The organism is Roseovarius sp. MBR-6 (assembly GCF_040547525.1).
Lineage (GTDB): Bacteria > Pseudomonadota > Alphaproteobacteria > Rhodobacterales > Rhodobacteraceae > Roseovarius.
Genome location: NZ_JBEPPW010000001.1, coordinates 106,635 through 130,946 on the forward strand (window position 1 = coordinate 106,635; position 24,312 = coordinate 130,946).

At 64.1% G+C, this 24,312-nt stretch carries 24 protein-coding genes; 10 read left to right on the forward strand and 14 right to left on the reverse strand.

Annotation, left to right across the window (positions count from 1 at the left end):
* The first annotated feature begins 28 nt into the window (after nucleotides 1-28).
* Both guaB and ABIE57_RS00590 read left to right on the forward strand, forming a co-directional pair.
* Complete coding sequence (gene guaB / locus ABIE57_RS00585) at nucleotides 29-1,477, forward strand: IMP dehydrogenase (protein ID WP_354537037.1); 1,449 nt, start codon at nucleotides 29-31, stop codon at nucleotides 1,475-1,477.
* 39 nt (nucleotides 1,478-1,516) lie between these two features.
* The gene (locus tag ABIE57_RS00590) at nucleotides 1,517-2,701 is read left to right on the forward strand and encodes an RsmB/NOP family class I SAM-dependent RNA methyltransferase (protein WP_354537038.1); all 1,185 of its coding nucleotides are present in this window, start codon (nucleotides 1,517-1,519) and stop codon (nucleotides 2,699-2,701) included.
* 50 nt (nucleotides 2,702-2,751) lie between these two features.
* On the opposite strand, the gene ABIE57_RS00595 is transcribed toward ABIE57_RS00590, so the two are convergent.
* The gene (locus ABIE57_RS00595; RefSeq protein WP_354537039.1) at nucleotides 2,752-3,162 is read right to left on the reverse strand and encodes a hypothetical protein; all 411 of its coding nucleotides are present in this window, start codon (nucleotides 3,160-3,162) and stop codon (nucleotides 2,752-2,754) included.
* A 63-nt stretch (nucleotides 3,163-3,225) separates the two neighbouring features.
* Here ABIE57_RS00595 and ABIE57_RS00600 point away from each other — a divergent pair, with 63 nt between their 5' ends.
* Nucleotides 3,226-5,112, forward strand: a complete 1,887-nt coding sequence (locus ABIE57_RS00600; protein ID WP_354537040.1) for an ATP-binding protein — start codon at nucleotides 3,226-3,228, stop codon at nucleotides 5,110-5,112.
* Here the strand turns inward: ABIE57_RS00600 and ABIE57_RS00605 are convergent, their stop codons facing one another.
* Nucleotides 5,113-5,754: a gamma-glutamyl kinase gene (locus ABIE57_RS00605; RefSeq protein WP_354537041.1), complete on the reverse strand. Its 642-nt coding sequence runs from the start codon at nucleotides 5,752-5,754 to the stop codon at nucleotides 5,113-5,115.
* A 183-nt stretch (nucleotides 5,755-5,937) separates the two neighbouring features.
* Between ABIE57_RS00605 and recA the strand changes: the two genes are divergently transcribed.
* The 4 genes from recA (at nucleotide 5,938) to ABIE57_RS00625 (ending at nucleotide 10,359) form a co-directional block, all read left to right on the forward strand.
* Entirely contained in the window at nucleotides 5,938-7,008 is a 1,071-nt protein-coding gene (recA, locus tag ABIE57_RS00610; protein WP_354537042.1) for a recombinase RecA, read from the forward strand.
* Between the two features lie 87 nt (nucleotides 7,009-7,095).
* Entirely contained in the window at nucleotides 7,096-9,759 is a 2,664-nt protein-coding gene (alaS, locus tag ABIE57_RS00615; RefSeq protein ID WP_354537043.1) for an alanine--tRNA ligase, read from the forward strand.
* 11 nt (nucleotides 9,760-9,770) lie between these two features.
* The gene (locus ABIE57_RS00620) at nucleotides 9,771-10,055 is read left to right on the forward strand and encodes a DUF1330 domain-containing protein (RefSeq protein ID WP_354537044.1); all 285 of its coding nucleotides are present in this window, start codon (nucleotides 9,771-9,773) and stop codon (nucleotides 10,053-10,055) included.
* A gap of 19 nt (nucleotides 10,056-10,074) precedes the next feature.
* Complete coding sequence (locus ABIE57_RS00625) at nucleotides 10,075-10,359, forward strand: DUF1330 domain-containing protein (protein ID WP_354537045.1); 285 nt, start codon at nucleotides 10,075-10,077, stop codon at nucleotides 10,357-10,359.
* 9 nt (nucleotides 10,360-10,368) lie between these two features.
* Here the strand turns inward: ABIE57_RS00625 and ABIE57_RS00630 are convergent, their stop codons facing one another.
* The gene (locus ABIE57_RS00630) at nucleotides 10,369-11,013 is read right to left on the reverse strand and encodes a PAS domain-containing protein (protein ID WP_354537046.1); all 645 of its coding nucleotides are present in this window, start codon (nucleotides 11,011-11,013) and stop codon (nucleotides 10,369-10,371) included.
* Nucleotides 11,014-11,224: 211 nt separating this feature from the next.
* Between ABIE57_RS00630 and ABIE57_RS00635 the strand changes: the two genes are divergently transcribed.
* On the forward strand, nucleotides 11,225-12,112 hold the full coding sequence (locus ABIE57_RS00635) for a YicC/YloC family endoribonuclease (protein WP_354537047.1): 888 nt from the start codon (nucleotides 11,225-11,227) through the stop codon (nucleotides 12,110-12,112).
* Nucleotides 12,113-12,154: 42 nt separating this feature from the next.
* Here the strand turns inward: ABIE57_RS00635 and gluQRS are convergent, their stop codons facing one another.
* The 3 genes from gluQRS to ABIE57_RS00650 are packed head-to-tail and all read right to left on the reverse strand — an operon-like array spanning nucleotide 12,155 to nucleotide 15,187.
* Nucleotides 12,155-12,988 (reverse strand): tRNA glutamyl-Q(34) synthetase GluQRS, encoded by an 834-nt coding sequence (gene gluQRS / locus ABIE57_RS00640; RefSeq protein ID WP_354537048.1) that lies wholly within the window; start codon nucleotides 12,986-12,988, stop codon nucleotides 12,155-12,157.
* A gap of 12 nt (nucleotides 12,989-13,000) precedes the next feature.
* The gene (trmFO, locus tag ABIE57_RS00645) at nucleotides 13,001-14,359 is read right to left on the reverse strand and encodes a methylenetetrahydrofolate--tRNA-(uracil(54)-C(5))-methyltransferase (FADH(2)-oxidizing) TrmFO (protein ID WP_354537049.1); all 1,359 of its coding nucleotides are present in this window, start codon (nucleotides 14,357-14,359) and stop codon (nucleotides 13,001-13,003) included.
* A 42-nt stretch (nucleotides 14,360-14,401) separates the two neighbouring features.
* Nucleotides 14,402-15,187: an enoyl-CoA hydratase gene (locus ABIE57_RS00650; RefSeq protein ID WP_354537050.1), complete on the reverse strand. Its 786-nt coding sequence runs from the start codon at nucleotides 15,185-15,187 to the stop codon at nucleotides 14,402-14,404.
* Between the two features lie 58 nt (nucleotides 15,188-15,245).
* On the opposite strand from ABIE57_RS00650, the gene ABIE57_RS00655 reads away from it, so the two are divergent.
* Together ABIE57_RS00655 and ABIE57_RS00660 are read left to right on the forward strand one after the other, a co-directional pair.
* A complete protein-coding gene (locus tag ABIE57_RS00655; RefSeq protein WP_354537051.1) occupies nucleotides 15,246-15,674 on the forward strand; it encodes a PaaI family thioesterase in 429 nt (142 codons plus the stop codon).
* Between the two features lie 72 nt (nucleotides 15,675-15,746).
* Nucleotides 15,747-16,520 carry a DUF2189 domain-containing protein gene (locus ABIE57_RS00660; protein WP_354537052.1) on the forward strand — a complete coding sequence of 258 codons (774 nt, stop codon included), beginning with the start codon at nucleotides 15,747-15,749 and terminating at the stop codon, nucleotides 16,518-16,520.
* A 6-nt stretch (nucleotides 16,521-16,526) separates the two neighbouring features.
* Here the strand turns inward: ABIE57_RS00660 and ppk2 are convergent, their stop codons facing one another.
* The 8 genes from ppk2 to guaA form a co-directional block, all read right to left on the reverse strand.
* A complete protein-coding gene (ppk2, locus tag ABIE57_RS00665) occupies nucleotides 16,527-17,396 on the reverse strand; it encodes a polyphosphate kinase 2 (protein WP_354537053.1) in 870 nt (289 codons plus the stop codon).
* 38 nt (nucleotides 17,397-17,434) lie between these two features.
* The gene (locus ABIE57_RS00670; protein WP_454283703.1) at nucleotides 17,435-18,388 is read right to left on the reverse strand and encodes an alpha/beta fold hydrolase; all 954 of its coding nucleotides are present in this window, start codon (nucleotides 18,386-18,388) and stop codon (nucleotides 17,435-17,437) included.
* A 3-nt stretch (nucleotides 18,389-18,391) separates the two neighbouring features.
* Nucleotides 18,392-19,336, reverse strand: coding sequence for a homoserine O-acetyltransferase MetA (metA, locus tag ABIE57_RS00675; protein WP_354537054.1), 945 nt, complete (start codon nucleotides 19,334-19,336; stop codon nucleotides 18,392-18,394).
* Between the two features lie 18 nt (nucleotides 19,337-19,354).
* Nucleotides 19,355-20,218: an ATPase gene (locus ABIE57_RS00680; RefSeq protein ID WP_354537055.1), complete on the reverse strand. Its 864-nt coding sequence runs from the start codon at nucleotides 20,216-20,218 to the stop codon at nucleotides 19,355-19,357.
* Between the two features lie 114 nt (nucleotides 20,219-20,332).
* Complete coding sequence (locus ABIE57_RS00685) at nucleotides 20,333-21,436, reverse strand: outer membrane protein transport protein (protein WP_354537056.1); 1,104 nt, start codon at nucleotides 21,434-21,436, stop codon at nucleotides 20,333-20,335.
* A 141-nt stretch (nucleotides 21,437-21,577) separates the two neighbouring features.
* A complete protein-coding gene (locus ABIE57_RS00690) occupies nucleotides 21,578-22,456 on the reverse strand; it encodes a DMT family transporter (RefSeq protein WP_354537057.1) in 879 nt (292 codons plus the stop codon).
* Entirely contained in the window at nucleotides 22,453-22,725 is a 273-nt protein-coding gene (locus ABIE57_RS00695) for a putative quinol monooxygenase (protein ID WP_354537058.1), read from the reverse strand. Before ABIE57_RS00695 ends, ABIE57_RS00690 begins: the two co-directional genes overlap by 4 nt.
* On the reverse strand, nucleotides 22,716-24,284 hold the full coding sequence (guaA, locus tag ABIE57_RS00700) for a glutamine-hydrolyzing GMP synthase (protein ID WP_354537059.1): 1,569 nt from the start codon (nucleotides 24,282-24,284) through the stop codon (nucleotides 22,716-22,718). The genes ABIE57_RS00695 and guaA overlap by 10 nt, the downstream gene beginning before the upstream one ends.
* Nucleotides 24,285-24,312: the final 28 nt, after the last annotated feature.

Consider the following 24,312-nt stretch of genomic DNA (forward strand, 5'->3'; position numbering starts at 1 on the left):
CCAAACGAGACATCCATGGAGAACCGGAATGGAGATTCGCGAGGCGCTCACCTTTGATGACGTGCTGCTGGTGCCTGCGGCATCCTCGGTCCTGCCTGCGACGGCGGATACCCGCACCCGTGTCACGCAATCGATCCATCTGAACATTCCGCTGCTGAGTTCCGCCATGGACACCGTGACCGAGGCGCGCATGGCGATCTGCATGGCGCAAGCGGGCGGCATGGGGGTGATCCACCGCAATCTTTCGGTCGAGGAACAATCCCGCGCGGTGCGCCGCGTCAAGCGGTTTGAATCCGGCATCGTCTACAACCCGATCACCTTGCGCCCCGATCAGACGCTGGCCGACGCCAAGGCCTTGCAGGAGCGCTACAATGTCACCGGATTTCCGGTGGTGGACGAGACTGGCCGCGTCGTCGGCATCGTGACCAACCGCGACATGCGTTTTGCCGAGGATGACAGGACACCGGTGCGCGTCATGATGACCTCGGACAATCTCGCGATTCTTCAGGAACCTGCCGACCGCGACGAGGCAAAATCGCTGATGAAGGCGCGCCGGATCGAGAAATTGCTGGTGACGGACGGGCAGGGCAAGCTCACCGGGCTTCTGACGCTGCGCGATACCGAACAGGCCGTGCTCAACCCCACCGCCTGCAAGGACCGGCTCGGGCGGCTGCGGGTGGCGGCGGCCTCGACCGTGGGCGATGCCGGGTTCGAGCGCACCGCGGCGCTTGTTGAGGCGGGCGTCGACATGGTGGTGATCGACACGGCGCATGGCCATTCCGAAGGCGTGGCACGCGCCGTCGAGCGGGCCAAGACGCTCTCCAACGAGGTGCAGATCGTGGCGGGCAATGTGGCCACCGCCGAGGCCACGCGCGCGCTGATCGACGCGGGGGCCGATGCGGTCAAGGTCGGGATCGGACCGGGCAGTATCTGCACCACGCGGATCGTCGCGGGCGTGGGCGTGCCCCAACTCACCGCGATCATGGACAGCGCGCGCGCGGCGGGCGATGTGCCGGTGATCGCCGATGGCGGCATCAAGTTCTCGGGCGATTTCGCCAAGGCCATCGCGGCGGGGGCCTCCTGCGCGATGGTCGGCTCCATGCTTGCGGGCACGGATGAAAGCCCCGGCGAGGTGATCCTCTACCAGGGCCGCACCTTCAAGGCCTATCGCGGCATGGGCTCGCTCGGGGCGATGGCGCGCGGCTCGGCGGACCGCTATTTCCAGAAGGACGCGGCCAGCGACAAGCTTGTGCCCGAGGGGATCGAGGGACAAGTGCCCTACAAGGGCGGCGCGGGCACCGTGTTGCACCAGCTTGTCGGCGGGCTGCGCGCCGCCATGGGCTATACCGGTTGCGCAACGGTCGAGGAAATGCGCACCAACTGCCGCTTTGTGCGGATCACCGGAGCGGGACTGAAGGAAAGCCATGTGCATGATGTGCAGATCACCCGTGAGAGCCCGAATTATAGGATTGGATAGCTTTCTCAATCGCTTGTCTTACGATTCCAAGGTTGTCGCATGACCCCCGGCGCGCGCGTCTCCGCAGCGATCGAGGTGCTTGACTCGATCCTTTCGGGCGCGCCGGCCGAGCGAGCGCTTACCAATTGGGCCCGGTCCGCGCGCTATGCCGGATCGGGCGACCGGGCGGCGGTGCGCGATCACGTCTTCGATGCGCTGCGATGTCTGCGCTCCTTTGCGGCGCTTGGCGGCGGGAAGGATGGCCGCGCGCTCATGCTTGGCAGCTTCAGGGCGCAAAATATTGATCCGGAAATGTTTTTTACGGGTGACGGTCACGCGCCCGCGCCTCTCACGGCGGAGGAGCGGCAGGGTGGCCGCCCCCCCACCGAGGCAGAAGCGCGCGACTTGCCGGACTGGCTCTGGCCGCATTTCGAGGGGGCGCTCGGGCCGGACGCCACCGCCGCCGCCGAGGCGCTGCGTCATCGTGCGCCCATCACGCTCCGGGTGAATGCGCGACGGATCACGCGCGCGGCGGCGCAGGCGGGGCTTGCCGGAGACGGCGTCGTGACGCGTCCCGTTGACAATATCAACTTTGGATTGCATGTCACTGAGGGATTTAGAAAAATATCTCAATCCCTGCTTTACCGGGATGGTCTGGTCGAGTTTCAGGACGCAAGCAGTCAGGCCGCGATGGAGGCGATCAGCCTGCCGCAGGGCGCGCGGGTCCTCGATTATTGCGCGGGCGGTGGCGGCAAGGTGCTGGCGCTTGCCGCCCGGCTGGACGCCACGTGGTTTGCCCATGATGCCGCGCCGCAGCGGATGGCCGACCTGCCCGCGCGCGCGGAGCGGGCCGGCATTAGCGTCCAGCTGTGCGAGACCTCTGACCTCGCGGCGGCCGGTCCATTCGATGCGATTCTTTGCGACGTGCCGTGTTCGGGGTCCGGCACATGGCGTCGTGCCCCGGAGGCGAAATGGACGCTCACGCCAGAACGACTGTACGAGCTTGTGGGCCTGCAGGCAGACATCCTGGCACAGGCGACCAGTTTGCTTGCCCCGTCGGGCGTGCTCATCTACACGACATGCTCTGTTTTTATGGAAGAAAACGAACATGTTATCGAGCGATTTTCAAGCGGTGACGCGGCGTTCGGGATCCGTGAGATGCGTCGTTGGCCAATATCCGGGCTGGGCGACGGGTTTTTTCTGGCACATCTTTTGCATGATGTTTCGTATTTCAATCAATCTTGACGTGAGTTTCGGGCTGCCGTTAAGTCGTTCTTAAAACTTGGCTCACAATATCAGGCCGACAGTGTCTCGCATGAAAGGGGCGTCGGGTGGCGTTGTTCGGTCTTCCCGCTGAGGATGGCAAACTCGGTGGCGCGTCGCTGCGGGCTCGCGCGCCGGTGATCGTGCTCGCTGCAGTGATCCTTGGGCTTGCCGCGTTGTTGACCGGTGACAGGAACCTGCGCCTGATGCTGGGACTTGCAGCCTCGATTATGTTTCTGTCGGCGCTCTGGCTGCGGATATCGCATCAAAGGGCCGCAGATCATGCGCCGATGCCTGTTCCCTCTTACGGGGTGATCGAAGAGGATCCCGCGCCCGTCGTGATGACCGGGGCAGGGGGGCGTGTGATCCATATCGGGCGCGCCGCCCGGAACCTGTTCGCGGGCGAAGGGCAAACCAGTCTTGCCGCGCTCTTGCGCGATCATCTGGCCAATCCCGGCCCGTTGCTCTTCCGGATCGAGAGTCGCGCCACTGCGTCCGGCTCGGCGGTGGAGGATATCGTGACGCGCGCCGGCCATTTGCGCATCAGCGCGCACCGCGCGGGCACCGGGCGCTTCGTGTGGCGGATCGAGCCGACATCGGATCGTCCCCCCCACGGCAGCGATGTCCACCCGCTGCCGATGCTGACCCTCGGCCGTAACAATACCGTCTTGTTCATGAACCCGGCCGCGCGCGACCTGATCGGAGAGCGGATCACGTCACTGGACGCGATCTTCCCCCTGCCGCCGCAGCCCGGAACCGCTTGCGACATCCCGACGCCGGGTGGCCCGCTGCGCTGCATCTATGCGGAACGCTCCGGTCTGGCCGGTCGGCGCGAGGTCTTTCTTGTGCCGATTGCCGAGGATCCGCTCGCCACACCCGACGATTGGGCGCTATTTGACGTCCTGCCGGTGCCCCTGCTGAAGCTCGGGGGCGACGGCATGGTTCTGCGTGCCAATCCGCCCGCGCGCGCGCTGATCGGGCAAGGCAGTGACGATCCCTTCCGGCTGACGGAGGTGCTCGAGGGGCTCGGTCGGCCTGTCTCCGATTGGGTCGCCGATGCCGCCGCCGGGCGTGGCACGGTCAAGCCGGAGTTTCTGAGGGTGCGACGCGCGGACCGGGAAGCGTTTGTACAGGTCGCCCTTCGGCGCGCCCTCGATGGTGCCGAGGTTGTTCTCATCGCCGTTCTGAGCGACGCCACGGAGCTGAAGTCACTCCAGGCCCAATTCGTTCAAAGCCAGAAAATGCAGGCCATCGGGCAACTTGCCGGCGGTATCGCGCATGATTTCAATAATCTTCTGACAGCGATTTCCGGACATTGCGACCTCTTGTTGCTCGACCGTGATCCCGGCGATCCGGAATATGCCGATCTCATGCAGATCACCCAGAACGTCAACCGGGCGGCGTCGCTTGTTGGCCAGTTGCTGGCCTTCTCGCGCAAGCAGACCCTCAGACCCGAAATCCTGGACCTGCGCGATACGCTCTCCGACCTGACGCACCTGCTCAACCGTCTCGTGGGCGAACAGGTGTCCCTGACGCTCGACCATGCCCCGGGATTGTCCGCCATACGTGCCGATAAACGCCAGTTCGAACAGGTCGTCATGAATCTCGTTGTCAATGCACGGGACGCCATGCCTGATGGGGGTGAAATCAGGATCGTGACCCGCAATCGCACCATCAAGACTCCGCTCAATCGTGATCGCGCCCAGATCGCTCCGGGAAACTACGTTTCGGTCGAGGTCATCGATACGGGGCAGGGAATCGCGAAAGACAAGTTGGAGCATGTTTTCGAGCCGTTCTTCACCACGAAGAAAGTCGGCAAGGGAACAGGCCTCGGCCTCTCCACAGCCTACGGGATCGTCAAGCAGACCGGTGGATTCATCTTTGTCGACAGCGTCGAGCATGAGGGCACCACGTTCCAACTTCTTTTCCCTGCGCATGACCACGCGGTGGAGATTGCCACCACGCCCGTCGAGTCGCGTGTGCGCGGCCCCTCGAACGGCGGTGTTGTCCTGCTCGTCGAGGATGAGGTTCCCGTGCGCGCCTTTGCCAGTCGCGCCTTGCAGCTGCGGGGGTTCACCGTGATCGAGGCAGGATCGGCCGAAGAGGCACTCGAACTGCTCCGGGATCAGTCTTGCCACGTGGATGTGTTCGTCACGGATGTTGTCATGCCGGGAATGGATGGTCCGAGCTGGGTCACAAAGGCGCTGGCGCGGCGTCCTGAGGTGCGTGTCGTGTTCATTTCGGGCTATGCCGAAGAGACCGTCGGAGACAGCCGGTCGCGCATTGCCCACTCCGTGTTCCTGCCGAAACCGTTCTCCCTTGACGAATTGGCCGCAACCGTCGAGCGAATGGCGGCAAAGCTTCCGTCAGGGAGCGAAAACGATGTGCCGTGATCATGGGCTTTTGCGCCGCGCAGGTCTCGGCAGGTCGTAGGTGCCATCCGCTTTGATGCTGGCGTGAAGCGCAAAATCAGAGGCATATGTCCTGTGCAGAAGATCGCGTGTACCGGGCGCGAGACAAATGGTGCGATCTGGCGAGCGATTGGTTGGCTCGGGTGCGACGGCCACCCCGAGTCGCTCTGCGAGAAACCCCTGCAAAGAGCGCTGGTCCTCGTATCGAAAGAGATGCGTCACCCGCGTGCCGTTCCGTTGTGGTTCGAGAAATTTCGCCTGACTGCCGACCCGGGCAAAATCCGGTGGTTCGGGATCGCAATAGGCCTCGACGAAGGCGTCGAAGTCCATGCCGTAGGTGCTGTTCGGATGACCGCGGAGCGCTTCGCGGCTGCGATAACGATACCAGCTTCCGAGCCAGTCCGCAGGTTCGCGCATGACGGCGACGATCGTTACATCAGAACCCACGAAGCGCTCCACCATCTCCCGGAAAAACCGGTTGTAGCGGAACACGGGCGCATGCTTGAGTTCGGGTGGCGCGCTGACGACAAGCGCTGCGTGCTCGGCCAGGGCACGCGCATATGCCGTGCTGCCGGTCTTGGGCACCGACAGAAACACGAGTTTTTGTCTGGCAAAGATCAGCATGACGGAACTTTCACGGCACCGGGTGGAGGGTAACCTTGTGTTAAGCAATTGCGTCCAGAGTGTCACCACGAGATTGCATGTTGCAATGTTCACATTTTGTGCTCATAAAGGCATGCAGAACATAGAGTGAACTTTGCGCAGCATTGCCGCCGATGGCGGCCTGTGAAATAAGGAATGGAATTCATGGCAATGGCGGATCTTCTCTCGATGGACAACAAACGCAGCGCCGACAAGCAGAAGGCCCTCGACAGCGCTCTCGCGCAGATCGAGCGCCAATTCGGCAAGGGCTCGATCATGCGGATGGGCGGCGACAATCCGATTGCCGATATTGAGTCCACATCGACCGGGTCCATCGGTCTCGACATCGCGCTCGGGATAGGCGGCATTCCCAAGGGGCGCGTCGTCGAGATTTACGGGCCGGAAAGCTCGGGCAAGACGACGCTGACACTTCATTGCGTGGCTGAGGAGCAGAAAAAAGGGGGGGTTTGCGCCTTTGTGGATGCCGAACATGCCCTCGATCCGATCTACGCGCGCAAGCTTGGGGTGGATCTCGATGAATTGCTTATCTCGCAACCTGATACCGGCGAGCAGGCCCTCGAGATCGTTGATACTCTGGTGCGATCCGGCGCGGTCAGTCTCATCGTGGTCGACTCGGTCGCCGCGTTGACCCCCAAGTCGGAGCTTGAGGGCGAGATGGGTGATTCGAGCGTGGGTGTGCATGCGCGCCTCATGAGCCAAGCCATGCGAAAACTGACCGGATCCATCAGCCGCACCAAGTGCACCGTGATCTTCATCAACCAGATCCGCATGAAGATCGGCGTCATGTTCGGAAGCCCGGAAACGACGACGGGCGGCAATGCGCTCAAGTTCTACAGCTCGGTGCGCCTTGACATACGCCGGATCGGCGCGATCAAGGATCGCGACGAAGTGGTGGGCAACGCCACCCGCGTGAAAGTGGTCAAGAACAAGGTGGCACCGCCCTTCAAGCAGGTGGAGTTCGACATCATGTATGGCGAGGGCATTTCGAAGACCGGGGAATTGATCGACATGGGCGTCAAGGCGGGCGTGGTCGAGAAATCCGGAAGCTGGTTCAGCTATGGCGATCAACGGGTCGGTCAGGGGCGAGAGAATGCCAAGACTTACCTCAAGGACAATCCTCAAATCGCTCTCGAGATCGAGGACAAGATCAGGGCTGCCCATGGGCTCGACTTCAGCATGTCCGCAGATGACCCGACCGACGTCATGGAGGGGTGAGGTCGCAGGTTCGATGGTGGACACGGGGCGTTTGCGCGGCTAAAGCGTGTCAATCGCAGTCCAATTTCCAGCAAGAAGCCCGTGCTCATGCCAACGCTGAACGAAATCCGCTCCACCTTTCTGAATTTCTTCGAGCGCCAGGACCATCGCGTGGTCGAAAGCTCGACTCTGGTGCCGCATAACGATCCGACGCTGATGTTCACCAACTCCGGAATGGTGCAGTTCAAGAACTGCTTCACCGGGGTCGAGCATCGCGATTATGTGCGCGCCACCACCAGCCAGAAATGCGTGCGTGCCGGCGGCAAGCACAACGATCTCGACAATGTGGGCTATACCGCGCGACACCATACCTTCTTTGAAATGCTTGGAAATTTCAGCTTTGGTGACTATTTCAAGGAGCAGGCGATTCCCTTTGCCTGGGATTTGCTGACCCGCGATTTCGGGATCGACAAGTCGAAGCTTCTGGTGACCGTCTACCACACCGATGACGAGGCGGCGGAGATATGGAAGAAATACGCGGGCCTGCCCGATGAGCGGATCATCCGCATCGCCACGGATGACAATTTCTGGTCGATGGGTCCGACCGGCCCCTGTGGCCCCTGCACCGAGATTTTCTATGATCACGGGCCCGATATCTGGGGCGGTCCCCCGGGCAGCGCCGATGAGGACGGTGACCGTTTCATCGAGATCTGGAACCTTGTGTTCATGCAGAACGAACGCTTCGAGGATGGCTCGATGCGCGCACTCGACATGCAGTCGATCGATACGGGCATGGGGCTGGAGCGGATCGGCGCGCTCTTGCAGGGCAAGCATGACAATTACGATACCGACCTCATGCGCAGCCTCATCGAGGCGAGCGCCCATGCCACCAGCCAGGACCCGGACGGTCCGGGGCGGGTGCATCACAGGGTGATCGCCGATCACCTTCGGTCCACCTCCTTTCTCATCGCCGACGGGGTCATGCCCTCGAACGAGGGGCGCGGATATGTGCTGCGCCGGATCATGCGCCGCGCCATGCGTCACGCGCATATGCTCGGGACAAAGGATCCGGTGATGCATCGGCTGGTCCCCGCGCTTGTCGCGAAGATGGGGCAGGCTTTCCCCGAACTCGGCCGCGCACAGGCCCTGATCGAAGAGACTTTGCGGCTGGAGGAGACGCGTTTTCGCCAGACCCTCGAGCGCGGTTTGAAACTCCTCGACGAGGAATTGGCGACCCTTCCCGAGACGGCAGCATTACCCGGTGCCGCGGCCTTCAAGCTCTACGATACCTTTGGCTTCCCGCTCGATCTGACGCAGGACGCCTTGCGCGAGAAGGGGCGAAGCGTCGATATCGACGGGTTCGACAAAGCCATGTCCGCGCAAAAGGCCAAGGCCCGAGCGGCCTGGGTTGGCACGGGAGAGACCGCAGATCAGGCGGTCTGGTTCGACATCGCCGAGGAGAAGGGGGGGACCGAATTCCTCGGCTATGACACCGAGAGCGCCGAGGCCCAGATCCTGGCGCTGGTGCAGGAGGGAGCAACGACGCAGAGTGCGGTCGACGGAGCGGTCGTTCAGATCGTGGTCAACCAGACGCCGTTTTACGCCGAAGCCGGGGGGCAGGTGGGCGATACCGGCGTGATCGAGACCGCGACGGGCCGCGCGCGTGTGACGGACACGAAGAAGATCGCAGGCGTTTCTGCGCATCTCGCGGTGATCGAGGCGGGCGAGATCACCGCCGGGCAGGCGGCGCGCCTTTCCGTGGACCCGGCCCGCCGCAGCGCCATCCGCGCCAACCATTCGGCCACGCATCTTCTGCACGAGGCGCTGCGCCGGGCGCTTGGCGATCATGTCGCGCAGCGTGGCTCTCTCAACGCGGCAGACCGCCTGCGCTTTGACTTCAGCCATGCCAAGGCGCTCGACGATGCGGAACGGAGCCGCGTCGAGGCGGAGGTGAACGCGTTCATCCGCCAGAACAGCCCTGTCACCACGCGGATCATGACGCCGGACGATGCCCGCGCCATCGGCGCGCAGGCCCTTTTTGGCGAAAAATATGGCGACGAGGTGCGGGTCGTGTCCATGGGCACGCTGGACGGCTCGGGCAAGGGGGGCAATGGCGCGACCTATTCGATCGAACTCTGCGGGGGCACGCATGTGCGCCAGACCGGTGAGATCGGCACATTCGTCATCGTCGGAGAAAGCGCGTCGAGCGCCGGCGTGCGGCGGATCGAGGCGCTGACCGGGGCTGCGGCCGTCGACTATCTGAGCGGGCAGGCGGCACGGCTCGGGACCGTGGCCGCCGATCTCCGGGCACGCCCAGAGGATGTGCCGGAGCGTGTGCGCATGCTGATGGAGGAGCGTCGCGCGCTGGCCAATGAGGTGGCGCAACTGCGCCGCGAACTGGCCGTGGCGGGCGGCGCGGGGCAGCGGGCGGCCTCCGAGCCGCGCGAGGTGGGCGGCGTGACCTTCCTCGCACAGGTGCTGTCAGGCGTGGAGGGGCGCGATCTTCCTCCGCTCATTGACGAGATGAAAGCGCGGCTCGGCAGCGCTGCGATCTTGCTTATTGCCGATACCGGCGGCAAGGTGGCGGTGGCGGCCGGCGTGACCGGCGATCTGGTGGCGCGCGTTTCGGCAGTCGATCTGGTGCGCGCGGCGGTGCCCGCGCTTGGCGGCAAGGGCGGCGGTGGCCGCCCGGACATGGCGCAGGGCGGCGGCAGCGATATCGGTGGCGCAGAGGCGGCGATCAAGGCGGCGGAGGCGGTGCTCGTCTCCTGAAAGGAGAGGGAATGAGTGCGTATATCATCGGCCGGATAACGATCAACGATGCGCAGGATTACCAGGCCTATGCCGCACAGACCGTTGCGCTTGCCGAAAAATTCGGTGGGCGCTTCCTTGTCAAGGGCGGCGCGCAGGTGGTTGTCGAGGGCAATTGTCCCGACCGTCATGTGATCATCGCGTTTCCCGACCGCGACGCCGCGCTCGCATTTTACAATTCCGATGCCTATCGCCGCATCCTGCCCCTTGCACTGTCGTCCAGCAGTCGCGACCTTGTCATCGTCGACGGCGTCTGATCCCCGAAAGGACCTGCCCATGCCTGCCCTCTGGATTGCCCATGTCACCGTCACCGATGCCGAGGCCTATGGCCGGTATGCCGCGCTTGCCGGACCGGCGATTGCCAAACATGGCGGTGAGTTCATCGCGCGCGGCGGGCGCTATGTGCAGCTGGAGGGGCGCGACCGGGCCCGTAACGTGGTGGCACGGTTTCCCTCTCTCGAGGCGGCAGAGGCCTGTTACAATAGTCCGGAATATCAGCAGGCGCTCGATCACGCGCGGGGCGCGTCCGAACGCGATCTTGTGATCGTCGAGACCAGTTGAGGCGCAGGCTCAGGTCACCAGACGCAGATGCGCGCGCGGCGCGGTCGTCGGACGCGAGGCAGCTTGCCTGCCCTCGATCACTGAGAATGGCGGCGGGAATGGCACCGGCTGCGCCGGTTTCGTGAGCGGCATGACCTGCGCGCTCTCTATGGTGAAGCGGCGCGCGGGGCGACCGATCGCGCCATGGGTCACAAGGCAGCCGAGCGCGCGCGAGACGTCGCCGAGATCGCTGCGAAGCGGCAGGAGCATCATGGTGCCCGAGAGCGCGGGGCATCCCGGCCCGGCACCGCTCTGAAGCCGGAGGCGCAAACGCGCCGGACCGTCGAAAAGATCGACAAGATGGAGCGCGAAGGCCGCGCGCGCGGCGGGGGCGATGAAGCTGCACAGCGGCATGCCGCGCACCTCCATGCCCATGAGATCGTTCAGATGCATCCCGGCAATGCGCAACCGCACCACCCCCGGCGCGATGCGCTCCGCGATAAAGGCATTGGCAAGAAGCGGCTCGATCCGGCGCGGGTCGATATCGACGCGGCTGGGCACGTCGCGGCCCTTGCGGCAGGCGTCCCAATGCGCGTGGAAGGCGCGCAGGTGGGTTTCCATGCGGGATGCCTCGGGCGCATCGGCACCTTGCGTGTCTCTCTGATCGTCCCACATGCGGCTACCCTCCTGCAAACCCGATGCCCGCGCCCATATCTGCGCGGGTCCGGTAAAAACCCGCTTGCCGGGGCGGGCGACGGGGTGAGATTCGCACAATTTATGGCGCATGTATCTAAAATTCACCGCATCTGGTTAACCCTTGCCGCGTTGCCTGCGAGACGCGCGCCGGGTAGGAAGGGGCGGTTGCAACCTTTGAAAGGGGCCTCTCATGCTGCGTTCGATGACTGCCTTTGCCACCCGGTCGGGTGCCCACGGGAGCGCCTGCTGGGTGTGGGAGATGCGCGGCGTCAATGGCAAGGGGCTCGATCTTCGGTTGCGCCTGCCCGAGGTCGCGGGGCTTGAGGCGGGTATTCGCGCGGCGGCGGGCAAATATCTGGTGCGCGGCAACGTGACGGTGAACCTGCGGTTTCAGACGGCAGCGGCGGAGGGGCTGTTGCTCAACGAGGCGGCGCTGGACGCGGCCCTGGCCGCGCTGGCCGAGACCGAGCGGCGGGCCGATCTTCGCGGCCTGACGCTGGCGCCTGCAACGGCGGCCCAGGTCCTGGCGCTGCGCGGCATATTGGAGCCGGGTGCCATGGTCGCCGAGGAGGAGGAGGACCTTGCCGAGGTCCTGCTGGCCGATTTCGAGCTGTTACTTCTGGATTTCAACGCCATGCGCGCAACCGAAGGGGCCGCGCTGGCGCAGGTCCTGACCGGGCAGATCGCGCGGATCGGGGCGCTGACCGAGGCTGCGGACGGCGCGCTCGTCTCCCGTGCCGGGGCGATTGCCGAGAGCCATCGCGCGGCGTTCGCCCGGGTGATGGAGCAGCCCGCCGAGATCGCGCCGGAACGGATTGCGCAGGAACTGGCGCTGATGGCGGTGCGGCTTGACGTGACCGAGGAACTGGACCGGTTGCGCGCCCATGTGAGTGCTGCGCGGGGGTTGCTGGCGCAGGGCTCGCCCGTGGGGCGCAAGCTCGATTTTCTCAGCCAGGAATTCATGCGCGAGGCCAACACGCTCTGTTCGAAGGCGCAGAATGCGGGGCTTACGGCCATTGGCCTTGATCTCAAGACGGTGATCGACCAGATGCGCGAACAGGTTCAGAACGTGGAATGACTGGCCCGGCCGGATTTCGAGTATTTCTGGAACGATGAAGCCTTACAGGCCCAGCATGGCGCGGATGTCGCGCGGGCTGGCCCCTTCGGCGCGATAGGTGGCGATGGCGCGGGCGTCGTCACGCTTGGCAAGGCGCTTGCCGGTCTCGTCCCGGATCAGGCGATGATGATGATAGGCGGGTGTGGGCAGACCGAGGAGACGCTGGAGCAGGATGTGAATTTGCGTGGCCTCGCGGAGATCTTCGCCCCGGATCACATGGGTGACGTGTTGGTCGGCATCGTCGAGCACCACCGCAAGGTGGTAGGACGCGCCCATGTCGCGGCGCGCGAGGACCACGTCACCGACATTTCCGGTCAGGTCATGCACTGTAATCTTGCAGTCGTTATCTTTGTATATCAGAGGATTGTTGATCGATCTTGATGCGCGTTCCATGTCGAGCCGCAATGCCAGATCCGTCGGCATCGTCCCTGCGGGCGGCCGCGCGGGGCGGCAGGTGCCGGGATAGACCAGCCCGTCGGGGCCATGCATCGGCGCGCCCTCCTGGGGGGCGGAGGCTGCGGCGCGGATATCGGCGCGGGTGCAGGTGCAGGGGTAGAGCAGGCCGCGGTCCCAGAGCGCTTGCAAAGCGGCGCGGTAGCGCGGCAGGCGGGCCGATTGGCGCAGCACGGGCACGGGCCAGTCGAGGCCGAGCCAGTGCAGATCGTCAAGGATCCGCGCCTCCCATTCGGCGCGGCAACGCGATTGGTCAAGGTCGTCGATCCGCAAAAGAAACCGCCCGCCCGCCGCGCGGGCCATATCATGTGCCAGCATCGCCGAGAAGGCGTGGCCCAGATGCAGCAGGCCGGTTGGCGAGGGGGCAAACCGTGTTATGAACATGATGACAGGGCGTTACGTGGCAAATCTCATGTCTTGATCCATCAGCCAGCCGGTCCAGGCCGCCTTGGCGCGGTCCGTATAGGCCTTGTAGCGATGCACGCGACCGCGCCGCCCGCCCTTGAGGCCCTCCACGGGTCGGAATAGGCCGAAATTCACATTCATCGGCTGAAAGGTCCTGGCCTCCGCCCCGCCGGTGATGTGATGCAGGAGTGCGCCCATGGCGCTGTCCTGTGGCACCTCTGGCACGGAGTGACCGAGGATTTCGGCGGCGGCCAGCCGCCCCGCGACAAGCCCCATGGCAGCGGATTCCACATACCCCTCGACCCCGGTGATCTGACCGGCAAAGCGGATATGGGGTCGCGTGCGCAGGCGCATTTGCCGGTCAAGAAGCGTGGGCGAATTGAGAAACGTGTTGCGGTGGATGCCGCCAAGTCGCGCGAAACTGGCATTCTCCAGTCCGGGAATCATCTTGAAAACAGATGTTTGAGCGCCATACTTCATCTTGGTTTGAAACCCCACGATGTTGTAGAGCGTGCCGAGTGCATTGTCGCGGCGCAACTGAACAACAGCGTGGGCCTTGATGTCGGGCTGATGCGGGTTGGTGAGTCCCACGGGCTTCATCGGGCCGTGGCGAAGTGTCTCGCGGCCGCGTTCGGCCATGACCTCGATGGGCAGGCAGCCGTCGAAATAGCCCGCCGTCTCGCCCTCGTGAAACTCGGTCTTTTCCGCCGCCAGCAGCGCGTCGATGAAGGCCTCGTATTGGGCACGGTCCATCGGGCAGTTGATATAGGCGGTGCGCTCTGCCTCGGTTTCGCCCTTGTCATAGCGCGACTGCATCCAGGCCTTGGACATGTCGATGCTGTCGAAATGCACGATGGGGGCGATGGCGTCGAAAAAGGCAAGCGCCTCGCGCCCGGTCTCGCGCGCGATGGCGGCCCCGAGCGCGTCCGAGGTCAGCGGCCCGGTTGCGAAAATCCAGTGGCCATCTTCTGGAAGTGACGTGATTTCAGCGCCTTGCACGGTGATCTTCGGATGCGCGAGCAGCCGCTCGGTCACCGCCCCGGAAAAGGCATCGCGGTCCACGGCAAGCGCGCCACCCGCAGGCAGGCGGTGGCGGTCCGCCATCGCCATGATGATCCCGCCCGCCGCGCGCATCTCCCAATGCAGAAGGCCCACGGCGTTCTGTTCGTCATCGTCCGAGCGGAACGAGTTGGAGCAGACCATCTCGGCCAGATCGCCGGTGCGATGCGCGAAGGTTGCCACCTTGGGGCGCATTTCGTGGATCACCACATCCACCCCCAGATTGGCGGCCTGCCAAGCGGCCTCGGAGCCCGCCATGCCGCCACCGACGATATTTAGAACCTGTGTCATGCCGCCCGATCTAGGGGACCCGGCGGGGTTTGGAAAGGGGCGTCATTGCTGCCATTCGGGCGCGCGCTTGGCAAGAAAGGCGGTGATGCCCTCGTCGGTGTCCGGTTCGAGCATGTTCTCGACCATCACCGCGCCGGTATGGGCGTAGGCGTCATCGAGCCCCATCTCCAACTGTTCGTAGAAGGCGCGCTTGCCGATCCGCACCGCCGAGCCGAGCTTGGCGGCGACGGTTTCGGCCAGTGCCATAACCTCGTCGTCAAGCCGGTCCTCGGGCACGGTGCGGTTGATGAGGCCCAGCGCCTGCGCGCGCTCAGTGTCGATGAAGGCCCCGGTGGTCAGCATCTCGAAGGCCTGCTTGCGCGGCACGTTGCGCGAGAGTGCCACCATGGGCGTGGAGCAGAAGAGGCCGATATTGACGCCATTGACGCCAAAGCGCGTGCCCTGCGCCGCCACCGCCATGTCACAGGACGCCACAAGCTGACAGCCCGCAGCGGTGGCGATGCCGTGGGGCGCGGCGATGACCGGTTGCGGCAGGTCGCGAATCGCCGTCATGACGCTCGTGCAGCGCGCGAAGAGATCGGCGAAATAGGCACGGCCCTTGTCCTCTGACTGGCGTGCGGCCTGCATTTCCTTGAGGTCGTGGCCCGCGCAGAACGCCTTGCCGGTGCCGCGCAGCGTGACGACGCGGATGGTGGGGTCCTCGGCCAAGCGCGCGAATTCCTCCCTGAGGGCGGCGAGCATGGCGTCCGAAAGTGCGTTGAGATTGCCGGGCGAGTTGAGCGTAAGGCGCGCGATGGCCCCCTCATCGGTGCGGTCGAGAATTGACATCTTGTTTCCCTCCTGTGGTTGGGGCCACTCTAACCGCGCAACAGGGCGGAGGAAAGGAATGGACGTGAAGATGACGGCGGATGAGCTGACCGAATTTCTGGCGCGGGAATTTCCGCAGGTGGCGGCGGATTTCGCGATAGAGGACGTGGGCGCGCGGCGCATCAAGGTGCGCCTTGTCGTCGGAGAGCGGCATTTGCGCCCCGGCGGCACGGTGTCGGGGCCGTCGATCTTTGCGTTGGCGGATGTGGCGGTCTATCTTGCGCTTCTTGCCATGATCGGCCCGGAGGCGCTGGCCGTCACGACGAATGCGTCCGTGGATTTCTTGCGCAAGCCTGCGGCGGGGGTTGATCTCATTGCCGAGTGCCGCTTGTTGAAGGTGGGGCGCGTGCTGGCCATCGGCGATGTGCTGATCCATTCGGAAGGCACGGTCGAGCCGGTGGCGCGGGCAAACCTGACCTATTCGATCCCGCCGAAAGGGACGGGATAAGCTGAATCCGAGTTCTATCTTTGCGCGAGCCCGCACCTTGGCTAACGTGTCGGAAAAACCGGGAGGTGAGGCATGAACAGGACACGGCCCCAGGGCGTGCCGGAGATGGGCGAGGTCAGCCTTGCCATGCTGGCCGAGGCGCTGCGCCGGGGATGGGCGGACATGGCCCGTGCGCCGGGTTACGCGCTGCTCTTTGCCGGGGTCTATGTGGCGGTCGGTCTTTTCCTTGCGGGCGTCACGTGGGCGACGGGCAAAAGCTATTGGCTGGTTTTCGCCGCCGTCGGATTTCCCCTGGTCGGGCCCTTCGCCGCCGTGGGCCTATACGAGGTGAGCCGCAGGCTGAGCGCGGGCGAGCCGTTGGTGATGGGGGAGATCCTCGGCGTCATCGCGCATCAAAGGCGGCGGCAACTGCCCTCCATCTGCGCGATCATCATCATGGTGTTCCTGTTCTGGTTCTTTCTGGCCCACATGATCTTTGCGCTGTTTCTGGGACTCTCGACGATGACCAACATCTCCTCGTCCTTCGACGTTTATTTCACATCGCAGGGGCTGAGCATGTTGGTGGTGGGCACGGGGGTGGGTGCCTGTTTCGCGCTGCTGATCTATGCGATCACGGTGATCGCACTGCCGCTTTTGCTGGACCGGGAGGTGGATTTCGTGACCGCGATGCTGACGAGTTTCACCGTGGTGACGGAAAACCCGGTGCCGATGCTGGTCTGGGCGGCAATGATCGCGGCGCTGACCTTTGTGGCGTTGCTGCCTGCCTTTCTCGGGCTCTTCCTCGTGCTGCCGCTTCTGGGTCATGCGACATGGCATCTCTACCGGCTGATCTGCGAGGCCGCGTAAGCACCGTCAGGGGCACCAGATTTCGGGGCCGCCGGTGATGGCCGGATCGGGGGCGTCGACGGCCTTGGCATCCTTGCGCGCATAGTCGATCCCGGCCAGAAGGTGCCGCATGACCGAAAGATGCGCGCGCCGCTTGTCATCCGAGCGCACCACGCTCCAGGGCGCGTGCGCCGTGTGGCTCCGGGTCAGGGTCTCGGCGATGGCGGCGCTGTAGGCGTCCCAGCGTTTGAGGCCCTCGACGTCGATCCAGCTCAGTTTCCATTGCTTGAGCGGGTCGCGTTCGCGGTCCATGAAGCGGCGCAACTGCTCGGCGCGGCCCACATTGAGCCAGAATTTGACGAGGTGGATTCCCTCCTCGACCAGCATCCGCTCGAAATCGGGGACCTGCGCGAAGAAGTGCTCGCGCTGCGCCTCGGTGCAGAAGCCGAAGACCGGCTCCACCACGCCGCGATTATACCAGCTTCGGTCAAAGAGCACGATTTGCCCCGCGGCGGGCAGATGGGCGATATAGCGCTGGAAATACCATTGCGTCGCCTCCTGATCCGAGGGCTTGGGGAGCGCCACGACACGTGCGCCGCGCGGGTTGAGGTTCTGCGTGAGCAGCGTGATCGTGCCGCCCTTGCCCGCCGCATCGCGTCCCTCGAAGACCAGCGCCACGCGCGCGCCGCTTTCCCTCACCCAATGCTGAAGCTTCACAAGCTCGATCTGGAGCTTGTCAAAGGCTTTTTCATAGGCTTTGCGCTGCATCCGTTCGGAATAGGGAAAGCCGGGGTCGAGAATATCGTCCTTGTCGGCGCGCGCGATGGCCTTGCGGATCGCCCCGGGCGCTTCGGTCTCGTAAAAGGCGCTGATCGCGCCGTCAAAGGGCAGGTCCATGGGCGGCTCCGGTCGTTTTGTCGGGCAACTATGGCCGCTCAGGGGGCGGGGCGCAATCCGGCGTGCGCGGCGGCGCGGTCGATGGCGGCGGTCACCTGATCGGGGGCGGCGTGATGCGGCATGTGCCCGATGCCGGGCAGCACGGTGAGCCGCGCCTCGGGGATGTCCTTCGCCAGTCTCGCGGCATGGATGGCAAGACCCACGGTCGCGTCGCGGTCGCCATGCACGATCTCGGTCGGCGCGGTGATTTTCGCATAAAGCGGGTGCAGGGCCTCGATTTCGCTCAGCAGGTTGGCGCGTTGCAGGGCGTTTTCACGCAGGGTGTCACGGCGCAGGGTGAGGGCGGCCCCGACATGGGCGATATAGCCCTCGGGCACCACCTGCGGCGCGAAAATGCCCGCAACCGCGCGCTCGACATAGCTATCGGGAACGACTGCCGTGAGGACCGGCGCAAGCAGGGGACCGACCAGAGGATGCGAGAGCAGGCGGTATTCCAGCGGCAGCGCGCTCTGCCACGGGTGCGAGGCCCCGGCCAGGATGACCAGCGCCGCGACATGCTCGGGCCGGGTCACGGCCCAGGCAAGCGCTACCGCGCCGCCATAGCTGTGACCCAGAACGATGGGCCGCTCGGCCCCGAGGGCGGCGGCAGCGGCCTGAAGCAGCGCGGCCTGTTCGGTGATCGACGCACCATCCCCGTCGATCCGGTCGGTATGGCCAAGGCCCGGTCGGTCAAGCACGATCACCCGGTAGCGCGCGGCAAGGCGCGGGGCGAGATCGAAGGTCAGGTCGCGCGTATTGCCCGAAGCGCCGTGGATCAGCACGATGTCCGGCCCTTCCCCCATGATCACGGCATGGACGCGGTGCCCGTTCACCTCGATGATGCGCCCCTCGGGGGGAAAGGCCGCCTCGGCGCGGCCCTCATGCGCGCGCGCCTTCCACAGCACGAAAACAGCCAGACCGGCGAGGAGGGCAAGGAACAGGATCAGCTTCACCGCTCAGACCCGCAGATCGGTCGTTTCCACCCCGATTTTCGTGCTGTCATATGGGGTTGTCTCGTAAATCTCGGAAATCCAGTTGCCATAGAGAAGATGCGCGTGGCTGCGCCAGCGATTGAGCGGCGGCTGCGCGGGATCGTCATCGGGATAGTAGTTGCAGGGCACGTTGATCGGCGTTCCCGCCGCGACATCGCGGTCATATTCCTGTTTCAGCGTGTCGCTGTCATATTCGAAGTGGTTGAAGATATAGAGCGCGCGGCGGCCCTGATCCTCGACCAGACAGGGGCCGACCTCGTCGCTGTCCAGAAGGATCGAGAGCCCCGGCACGGCCTCGATCTCGGCGCGCTTCATCTCGGTCCAGCGACTGACGGGGATCACGCAATCATCCGAAAAGCCGCGCAGATAGGGCGATGCGGGCGCGCGGTTGCGGTGCCGGAAACAGCCAAAGGCCTTGGCTTGCAGCATGTGCTTTTTCACGCCGTGGAAATGGTTGATCATCGCCATGCCGCCCCAGCAGACGCCAAAGGTGGAGTGGACATGGCTCTGGGTCCACTCGAACACGCGGGCCAACTCGTCCCAATAGGTCACGGCGTCGAAATCGAGATGCTCGATCGGCGCGCCGGTGATGATGAGGCCATCATACTTGTCGCCCGCTTCCGCGACCTCCGAGAAGGGGCGGTAAAAGCTTTCCATATGCTCGGCGGCGGTGTTCTTGGTCTGGTGCTCGGTCATGCGGATGAGATCGAAGTCGATCTGCAAGGGGGTGGCCCCGATCAGCCGCGCAAACTGGTTCTCGGTCTGGATTTTCTTGGGCATGAGGTTCAAGAGGCCGATGCGCAGCGGGCGGATGTCCTGCCGCGCGGCGTGGTCGGGATCCATCACCATCACGCCTTCGCGCTTGAGCACGTCATAGGCGGGCAGGTTGGCGGGGATCTTGATGGGCATGGGCGTCTCTCGGTGGTTTCAGGCGGTGCGGCGGTCGATGGCGGTGGCGATCAGCGCCTCGAACCGGGCGGCGTCAGAGGCGGCGGCGATCTCGTCGGCGCTCACCCGAACGCCCCATTTCGCCATGCGCTCATAGCGCGGCTGGCGATGCGCGAGCGCCTGCGCATAGGTCCAGCGGATGAAGGCATCCGGATCAACTTCGGCCTCTGAGATTTTGTTTTTGAATAGATATTCCTCCCAGACACGGGACAGGAATTCGGGCTGATAGGCCATCGGCTTGGGGGCGCGGTCAAAGCGGCGGATCAACTCGGCGGTATGCGCCTCGGACCCCTCGATATAGACCAGCAGGCAGTGGCGTGAAAGCTCCGTCAGGATCGGATCGGCGGGATCGTCACCATCCGCCCATTCGCAGATCGACCCGCCCGTGTCGCAGACGAAATGCGGATAGCCATAGAGCCGCTGGCTGCGCTCGATGAAATAGCCGGTGTCCATCAGGGCGCTGATTTCGGCCTGCCGGAACTGTTCCTGCCTCCGGCGATAGTCGGCGATCGGCATCCCGCCCTTGGCACCCGCGCCCGGTTTGCCGAGATAGGTCGAGACCGGTGCAAGGTTGTGGAACGTGATGTTGGAGCCGATGTAAATCGAATCCGTCAAGAGCAACTCGCGCAGGAAGGGCACCTGCATGGCGTGCGCCTTGGCGTTGTCGGTGATGAATTCGCCCATGTAGCGGGTGCCGATGCGGTAATCTATCGAGTAGTGAAACCACCCGCCCGCATCGCGCAGCATCTGCGAGACATGGGTCTTGCCCAATCCCGACATGCCATAGAAAAGCACCCTCTTTTGCGGGGCATCGTGCCAATGCCGGGAGGTTGGGTAGATCATCGGTGGCTCCTTTTACCGCGCCTTACCTGCTGGTTTCGCCCGGATTTGGCAAGAGGCCAAAGAAAAACCCCGCCCGGATGAGGGGCGGGGCTGTGGTGCGGTCGTGAGGCGGGATCAGAACTTGAAGCCGACCTTGGTGCCGACGGCGAAGGCGCTGCTGCCCGAGAAGTTCGAGACCGAGGTGGTCGCGTTGCCGATATCGGCATAGCTGATACCCGTGGTGATCTTGATGTTCTCGTTCTCGTAGATCGCGGCGAGGCCATAGCGGATATAGCCGTCCGTGCCCGAAAGGTTGCCGACCTGGTTGCCGGTGTCCGCTTCATAGCCGACGGTCGCGGCCCCGCTCCAGTTGGTCGAAAAGCGACGACCGACACCGATCTCATAGGTCCAGATGTCGTCGGTGCCGAACGCGATCGGCACGTTGACCGGAACGCCGGTTGCGACCGAGAAGAAGTCGCGCGGTTGCACGAAGAATTTGCTCCATTCACGCCATTTGACCGAGCCGAACAGCAAGGTGTTGGCGGCGATACCGGTCTGGAAATGGAAGGTCACTGCCTGTGGGATCTCCACATCGAAGGAGTCGCCGCGATTGTCCTTGAAATCGTGTTCGGTTTTCGACTCGTATGTCAGAGCGACCCGCAGCGCGATCTTGGGAATTTCATAGGCAGCCCCAATCAGGTAGCCGAGTTGGAAATCCTTCGTCACGTTCAGCTCGTAAGGCCGCCCCGGAGCGGGGATGGCGCTGCCGAGCGTCGCGGGCGAGATCACGGTCAAATCGCCGCCGAGGCCCATGTAGCGCAGACCGCCATAAACGCTCATGCGCTCTGTAAAGGCATATTTGGCCAGGCCCGTGAACGCGATGGAGTTCACTGCCGCGTCCGAGCCGGCAAAGAACGATCCGGGCGTGCTGTAGTTGACCGAGGCCCCCATCGGCTCGTCGATGACGAGGGCAAGGGCGAGCTTGTCGTTGTACTGGTGCTTGTAGGAGCCCGCGAAAGAGCGATAGCTTTTCTGGATGCCCCCGGTGCCTCCGGTGGGGATCCCCGGTCGCGGCTTGCCCGAGACAGACGGATTGACGTTCACCGCCGAGAATTCGACGTAGTTCTTGCTTTTCTCGAACAGGATCATCGACGGATCGCCGCGGCGTTCAATTTCGCCTGCCGTGGCAAGCGATGATGTGACGGCAAGCGCGGTTGCGGCCAGAAGTTGTGTTTTCATTTGTCCCTCTCCTCCAGAAGATTTGAGGTCACATTACCGTCACACCCCCTTCGGTCAATCTTTGACGCCGCGTCACAAATTCCCACTCCTCAAAGGGTTGCGTCGGCGACACAGTTTTGACGCGAGATCACGGGTTCGTGATCACTTCTGACGGGTTTCGTGCCAAAGGTTGAGGTAATTCGCGCCAAAGATCACGGCAGCGCCCAGGATCACCCAGATTTCGACCGTCTCGCCGTAGAGGAAAAGCGCGATGACCGCGATGAGCGGCAGGCGCAGGAAATCCACCGGCACCACCACCGTGGCAGGTGCCAGCGACAACGCCGTGGTCAGGCACAGATGCGCCACCAGCCCCGCCACCCCAATGAGCACAAGCCAGGGCAGGGCGGTGGCCGAGGGCAGGGCGATGTCGCCGTCATAGCCCGCACAAAGCAGGCCAAGCCCGATCTGCATGAGCGTCATCCAGAACAGGATCGAGGTGAGGCTCTCGTGACGCGTGAGACGCTTCGTGGCAAGGATCGACCCGGCAAAGCCGAGCGCCGCACAGGCGGCGGCCAATTGTCCGAGGCCGAGCGTCTCGGGGCTGGGGCGCGTGACCATCAGGATGCCGACAAAACCGAGCGTCGCCGCCAGCACCCGGATGCGCGTCATCCGTTCGCCAAGCACCAGGGGCGACAGCACCAGCACCCAGAGCGGCGAGGTGAATTCGAGCGCGAAGACCTGCGCCAGCGGAATGAGCGTGATCGCCAGAAACCACAGGTTCTGCCCGGTGAAATGGCTCAGGTTGCGAAGCGCGTGGAGGCCGAGACGGTCGCGGCGCACCTCGCCCAGGTGCCCGGTCGCGCGCGCCACGATCAGCACGATCAGAAAGCCCACGATGGAGCGGTAAAGCATGATCTCGAACGTGTCGTGATCGAGACTGACCGCGCGCCCCGCGACTGCCATGGACGAGAAAGACGCCACCGCCCCCAGCATCCAGAGCGCGGCACGCAGCGTCTGCGGCGCGGGCAGGGGGGCTGTCATCCTTCGGTCACGGTAAATTCGCGCGGCATATGGCCGGTCGCGCGCCACCAGTCGCTGGCACGGGTGCGTGTCTGGTGGGCGTCGAAAGCGGCGCGGTCGGCAAAGCTCTCGCTGACGGTGAACGCGCCCGGCGCGGTCTCGGTCACGTCGAACGAGAGACACCCGGCCTCGGCGCGGCTCAGACGGATGTGTTCGGGCAGGGCAGCGCGGGCGATGTCGATCTCATGGGGTGCGCAGGTCATCCGCCCGGTCAGGCGGATCACTCCCATTCGATCGTTCCCGGCGGTTTGGAGGTGATGTCATAGGTCACGCGGTTGATGCCCTTGACCTCGTTGATGATTCGCGTCGCGGTTTCGCCCAGAAATTCATGCGTGAATGGGTAGTAATCGGCGGTCATCCCGTCCACGCTTGTGACCGCGCGCAGCGCGCAGGCGAAATCATAGGTGCGCCCGTCGCCCATCACGCCCACGGTGCGCACCGGCAGGATGGCGACGAAGGCCTGCCAGATGTCATCGTAAAGTCCGTGTTTGCGGATCTGGTCGATATAGACCGCATCGGCCTTGCGCAGGATGTCGAGTTTCTGCCGCGTGATCTCGCCGGGGCAGCGGATGGCAAGGCCGGGGCCGGGGAAAGGGTGACGACCGATGAAAGAGGCGGGCAGGCCCAATTCGCGGCCCAGGGCGCGCACCTCGTCCTTGAAGAGTTCGCGCAGCGGCTCCACGAGCTTCAGGCCCATCTTTTCCGGCAGGCCGCCGACATTGTGGTGCGATTTGATCGTGACCGAGGGGCCGCCCGAGAACGACACGCTTTCGATCACGTCCGGATAAAGCGTGCCCTGCGCCAGAAATTCCGCGCCGTCGATCTGCCCGGCGTATTTCTGGAACACGTCGATGAAGAGACGGCCGATAATTTTTCTCTTGGTTTCCGGGTCGCTTACGCCGTCAAGCTCACCCAGGAAAAGCTCTGCCTCGTCGGCATGGATCAGCGGAATGTTGTAGTTGTCGCGGAACATGGCGACGACCTCTTCGGCCTCGCCCTGCCGCAAGAGACCGTGATCGACGAAGACACAGGTGAGTTGATCGCCGATCGCCTCGTGGATCAGCACGGCGGCGACCGACGAATCGACGCCCCCCGACAGCCCGCAGATCACGCGGCGGTCGCCAACTTGCGCACGGATCTTCGCAATCGCCTCTTCGCGATAGGCACCCATGGTCCAGTCGCCCTTGAACCCGGCCAGACGCACGAAATTCTCGTAAAGCCGCGCGCCGTTCGGGGTGTGGTGGACCTCGGGGTGAAACTGCACCGCGTAAAAGCGGCGGTCGCGGTCGGCGGTGATGGCGAAGGGGGCGCCGGGAGAGGTGCCCAGAACCTCGAACCCCGGCGCGATTTCAGAGACATGATCGCCATGGCTCATCCAGACCTGCTCGCGCGCGCCGTCGGCAAACCAACCGCCCGTGAAATCGCTCTGCACCCCGGCGGGTGTGACGAAGGCGCGGCCGAATTCGGCGGTGGCGTGCTCTCCGGCCTCCACCTTGCCGCCAAGGTCCTGCATCATCACCTGCTGGCCGTAGCAGATCCCGAGGATCGGGACACCGAGATCATAGACCGCGCGGGGCGGCCGGGGCGATCCCTCTCGCGTCACGCTGTCAGGTCCGCCCGAGAAGATCACCGCGCGCGGGGCGATGTTCTTCAACAGCGCTTCATCCACCTTCTGATAGGGATGGATTTCGCAATAGACGTTCAACTCGCGCAGGCGACGCGCAATCAGCTGCGTCACCTGGCTGCCGAAGTCGATGATCAACAGGCGGTCATGAATGATCTGGCTCATGACCGCCCATTAATGCGCGGGACGGGCC

What these genes read in the sequence shown, in the direction of transcription:
- ABIE57_RS00655 (WP_354537051.1), top strand. Translation starts at nt 15,246, where the DNA reads ATGGACGTGAAGATGACGGCGGATGAGCTGACCGAATTTCTGGCGCGG.
- guaA (WP_354537059.1), bottom strand. Translation starts at nt 24,284, where the DNA reads ATGAGCCAGATCATTCATGACCGCCTGTTGATCATCGACTTCGGCAGC.
- metA (WP_354537054.1), bottom strand. Translation starts at nt 19,336, where the DNA reads ATGCCCATCAAGATCCCCGCCAACCTGCCCGCCTATGACGTGCTCAAG.
- ABIE57_RS00605 (WP_354537041.1), bottom strand. Translation starts at nt 5,754, where the DNA reads ATGCTGATCTTTGCCAGACAAAAACTCGTGTTTCTGTCGGTGCCCAAG.
- ABIE57_RS00685 (WP_354537056.1), bottom strand. Translation starts at nt 21,436, where the DNA reads ATGAAAACACAACTTCTGGCCGCAACCGCGCTTGCCGTCACATCATCG.
- recA (WP_354537042.1), top strand. Translation starts at nt 5,938, where the DNA reads ATGGCAATGGCGGATCTTCTCTCGATGGACAACAAACGCAGCGCCGAC.
- ABIE57_RS00630 (WP_354537046.1), bottom strand. Translation starts at nt 11,013, where the DNA reads ATGTGGGACGATCAGAGAGACACGCAAGGTGCCGATGCGCCCGAGGCA.
- ABIE57_RS00695 (WP_354537058.1), bottom strand. Translation starts at nt 22,725, where the DNA reads ATGGGAGTGATCCGCCTGACCGGGCGGATGACCTGCGCACCCCATGAG.
- alaS (WP_354537043.1), top strand. Translation starts at nt 7,096, where the DNA reads ATGCCAACGCTGAACGAAATCCGCTCCACCTTTCTGAATTTCTTCGAG.
- trmFO (WP_354537049.1), bottom strand. Translation starts at nt 14,359, where the DNA reads ATGACACAGGTTCTAAATATCGTCGGTGGCGGCATGGCGGGCTCCGAG.
- ABIE57_RS00620 (WP_354537044.1), top strand. Translation starts at nt 9,771, where the DNA reads ATGAGTGCGTATATCATCGGCCGGATAACGATCAACGATGCGCAGGAT.
- gluQRS (WP_354537048.1), bottom strand. Translation starts at nt 12,988, where the DNA reads ATGTTCATAACACGGTTTGCCCCCTCGCCAACCGGCCTGCTGCATCTG.
- guaB (WP_354537037.1), top strand. Translation starts at nt 29, where the DNA reads ATGGAGATTCGCGAGGCGCTCACCTTTGATGACGTGCTGCTGGTGCCT.
- ABIE57_RS00690 (WP_354537057.1), bottom strand. Translation starts at nt 22,456, where the DNA reads ATGACAGCCCCCCTGCCCGCGCCGCAGACGCTGCGTGCCGCGCTCTGG.
- ABIE57_RS00680 (WP_354537055.1), bottom strand. Translation starts at nt 20,218, where the DNA reads ATGATCTACCCAACCTCCCGGCATTGGCACGATGCCCCGCAAAAGAGG.
- ABIE57_RS00635 (WP_354537047.1), top strand. Translation starts at nt 11,225, where the DNA reads ATGCTGCGTTCGATGACTGCCTTTGCCACCCGGTCGGGTGCCCACGGG.
- ABIE57_RS00590 (WP_354537038.1), top strand. Translation starts at nt 1,517, where the DNA reads ATGACCCCCGGCGCGCGCGTCTCCGCAGCGATCGAGGTGCTTGACTCG.
- ppk2 (WP_354537053.1), bottom strand. Translation starts at nt 17,396, where the DNA reads ATGGACCTGCCCTTTGACGGCGCGATCAGCGCCTTTTACGAGACCGAA.
- ABIE57_RS00595 (WP_354537039.1), bottom strand. Translation starts at nt 3,162, where the DNA reads ATGATCGCGCAAGAGCGCGGCAAGACTGGTTTGCCCTTCGCCCGCGAA.
- ABIE57_RS00650 (WP_354537050.1), bottom strand. Translation starts at nt 15,187, where the DNA reads ATGTCAATTCTCGACCGCACCGATGAGGGGGCCATCGCGCGCCTTACG.
- ABIE57_RS00660 (WP_354537052.1), top strand. Translation starts at nt 15,747, where the DNA reads ATGAACAGGACACGGCCCCAGGGCGTGCCGGAGATGGGCGAGGTCAGC.
- ABIE57_RS00625 (WP_354537045.1), top strand. Translation starts at nt 10,075, where the DNA reads ATGCCTGCCCTCTGGATTGCCCATGTCACCGTCACCGATGCCGAGGCC.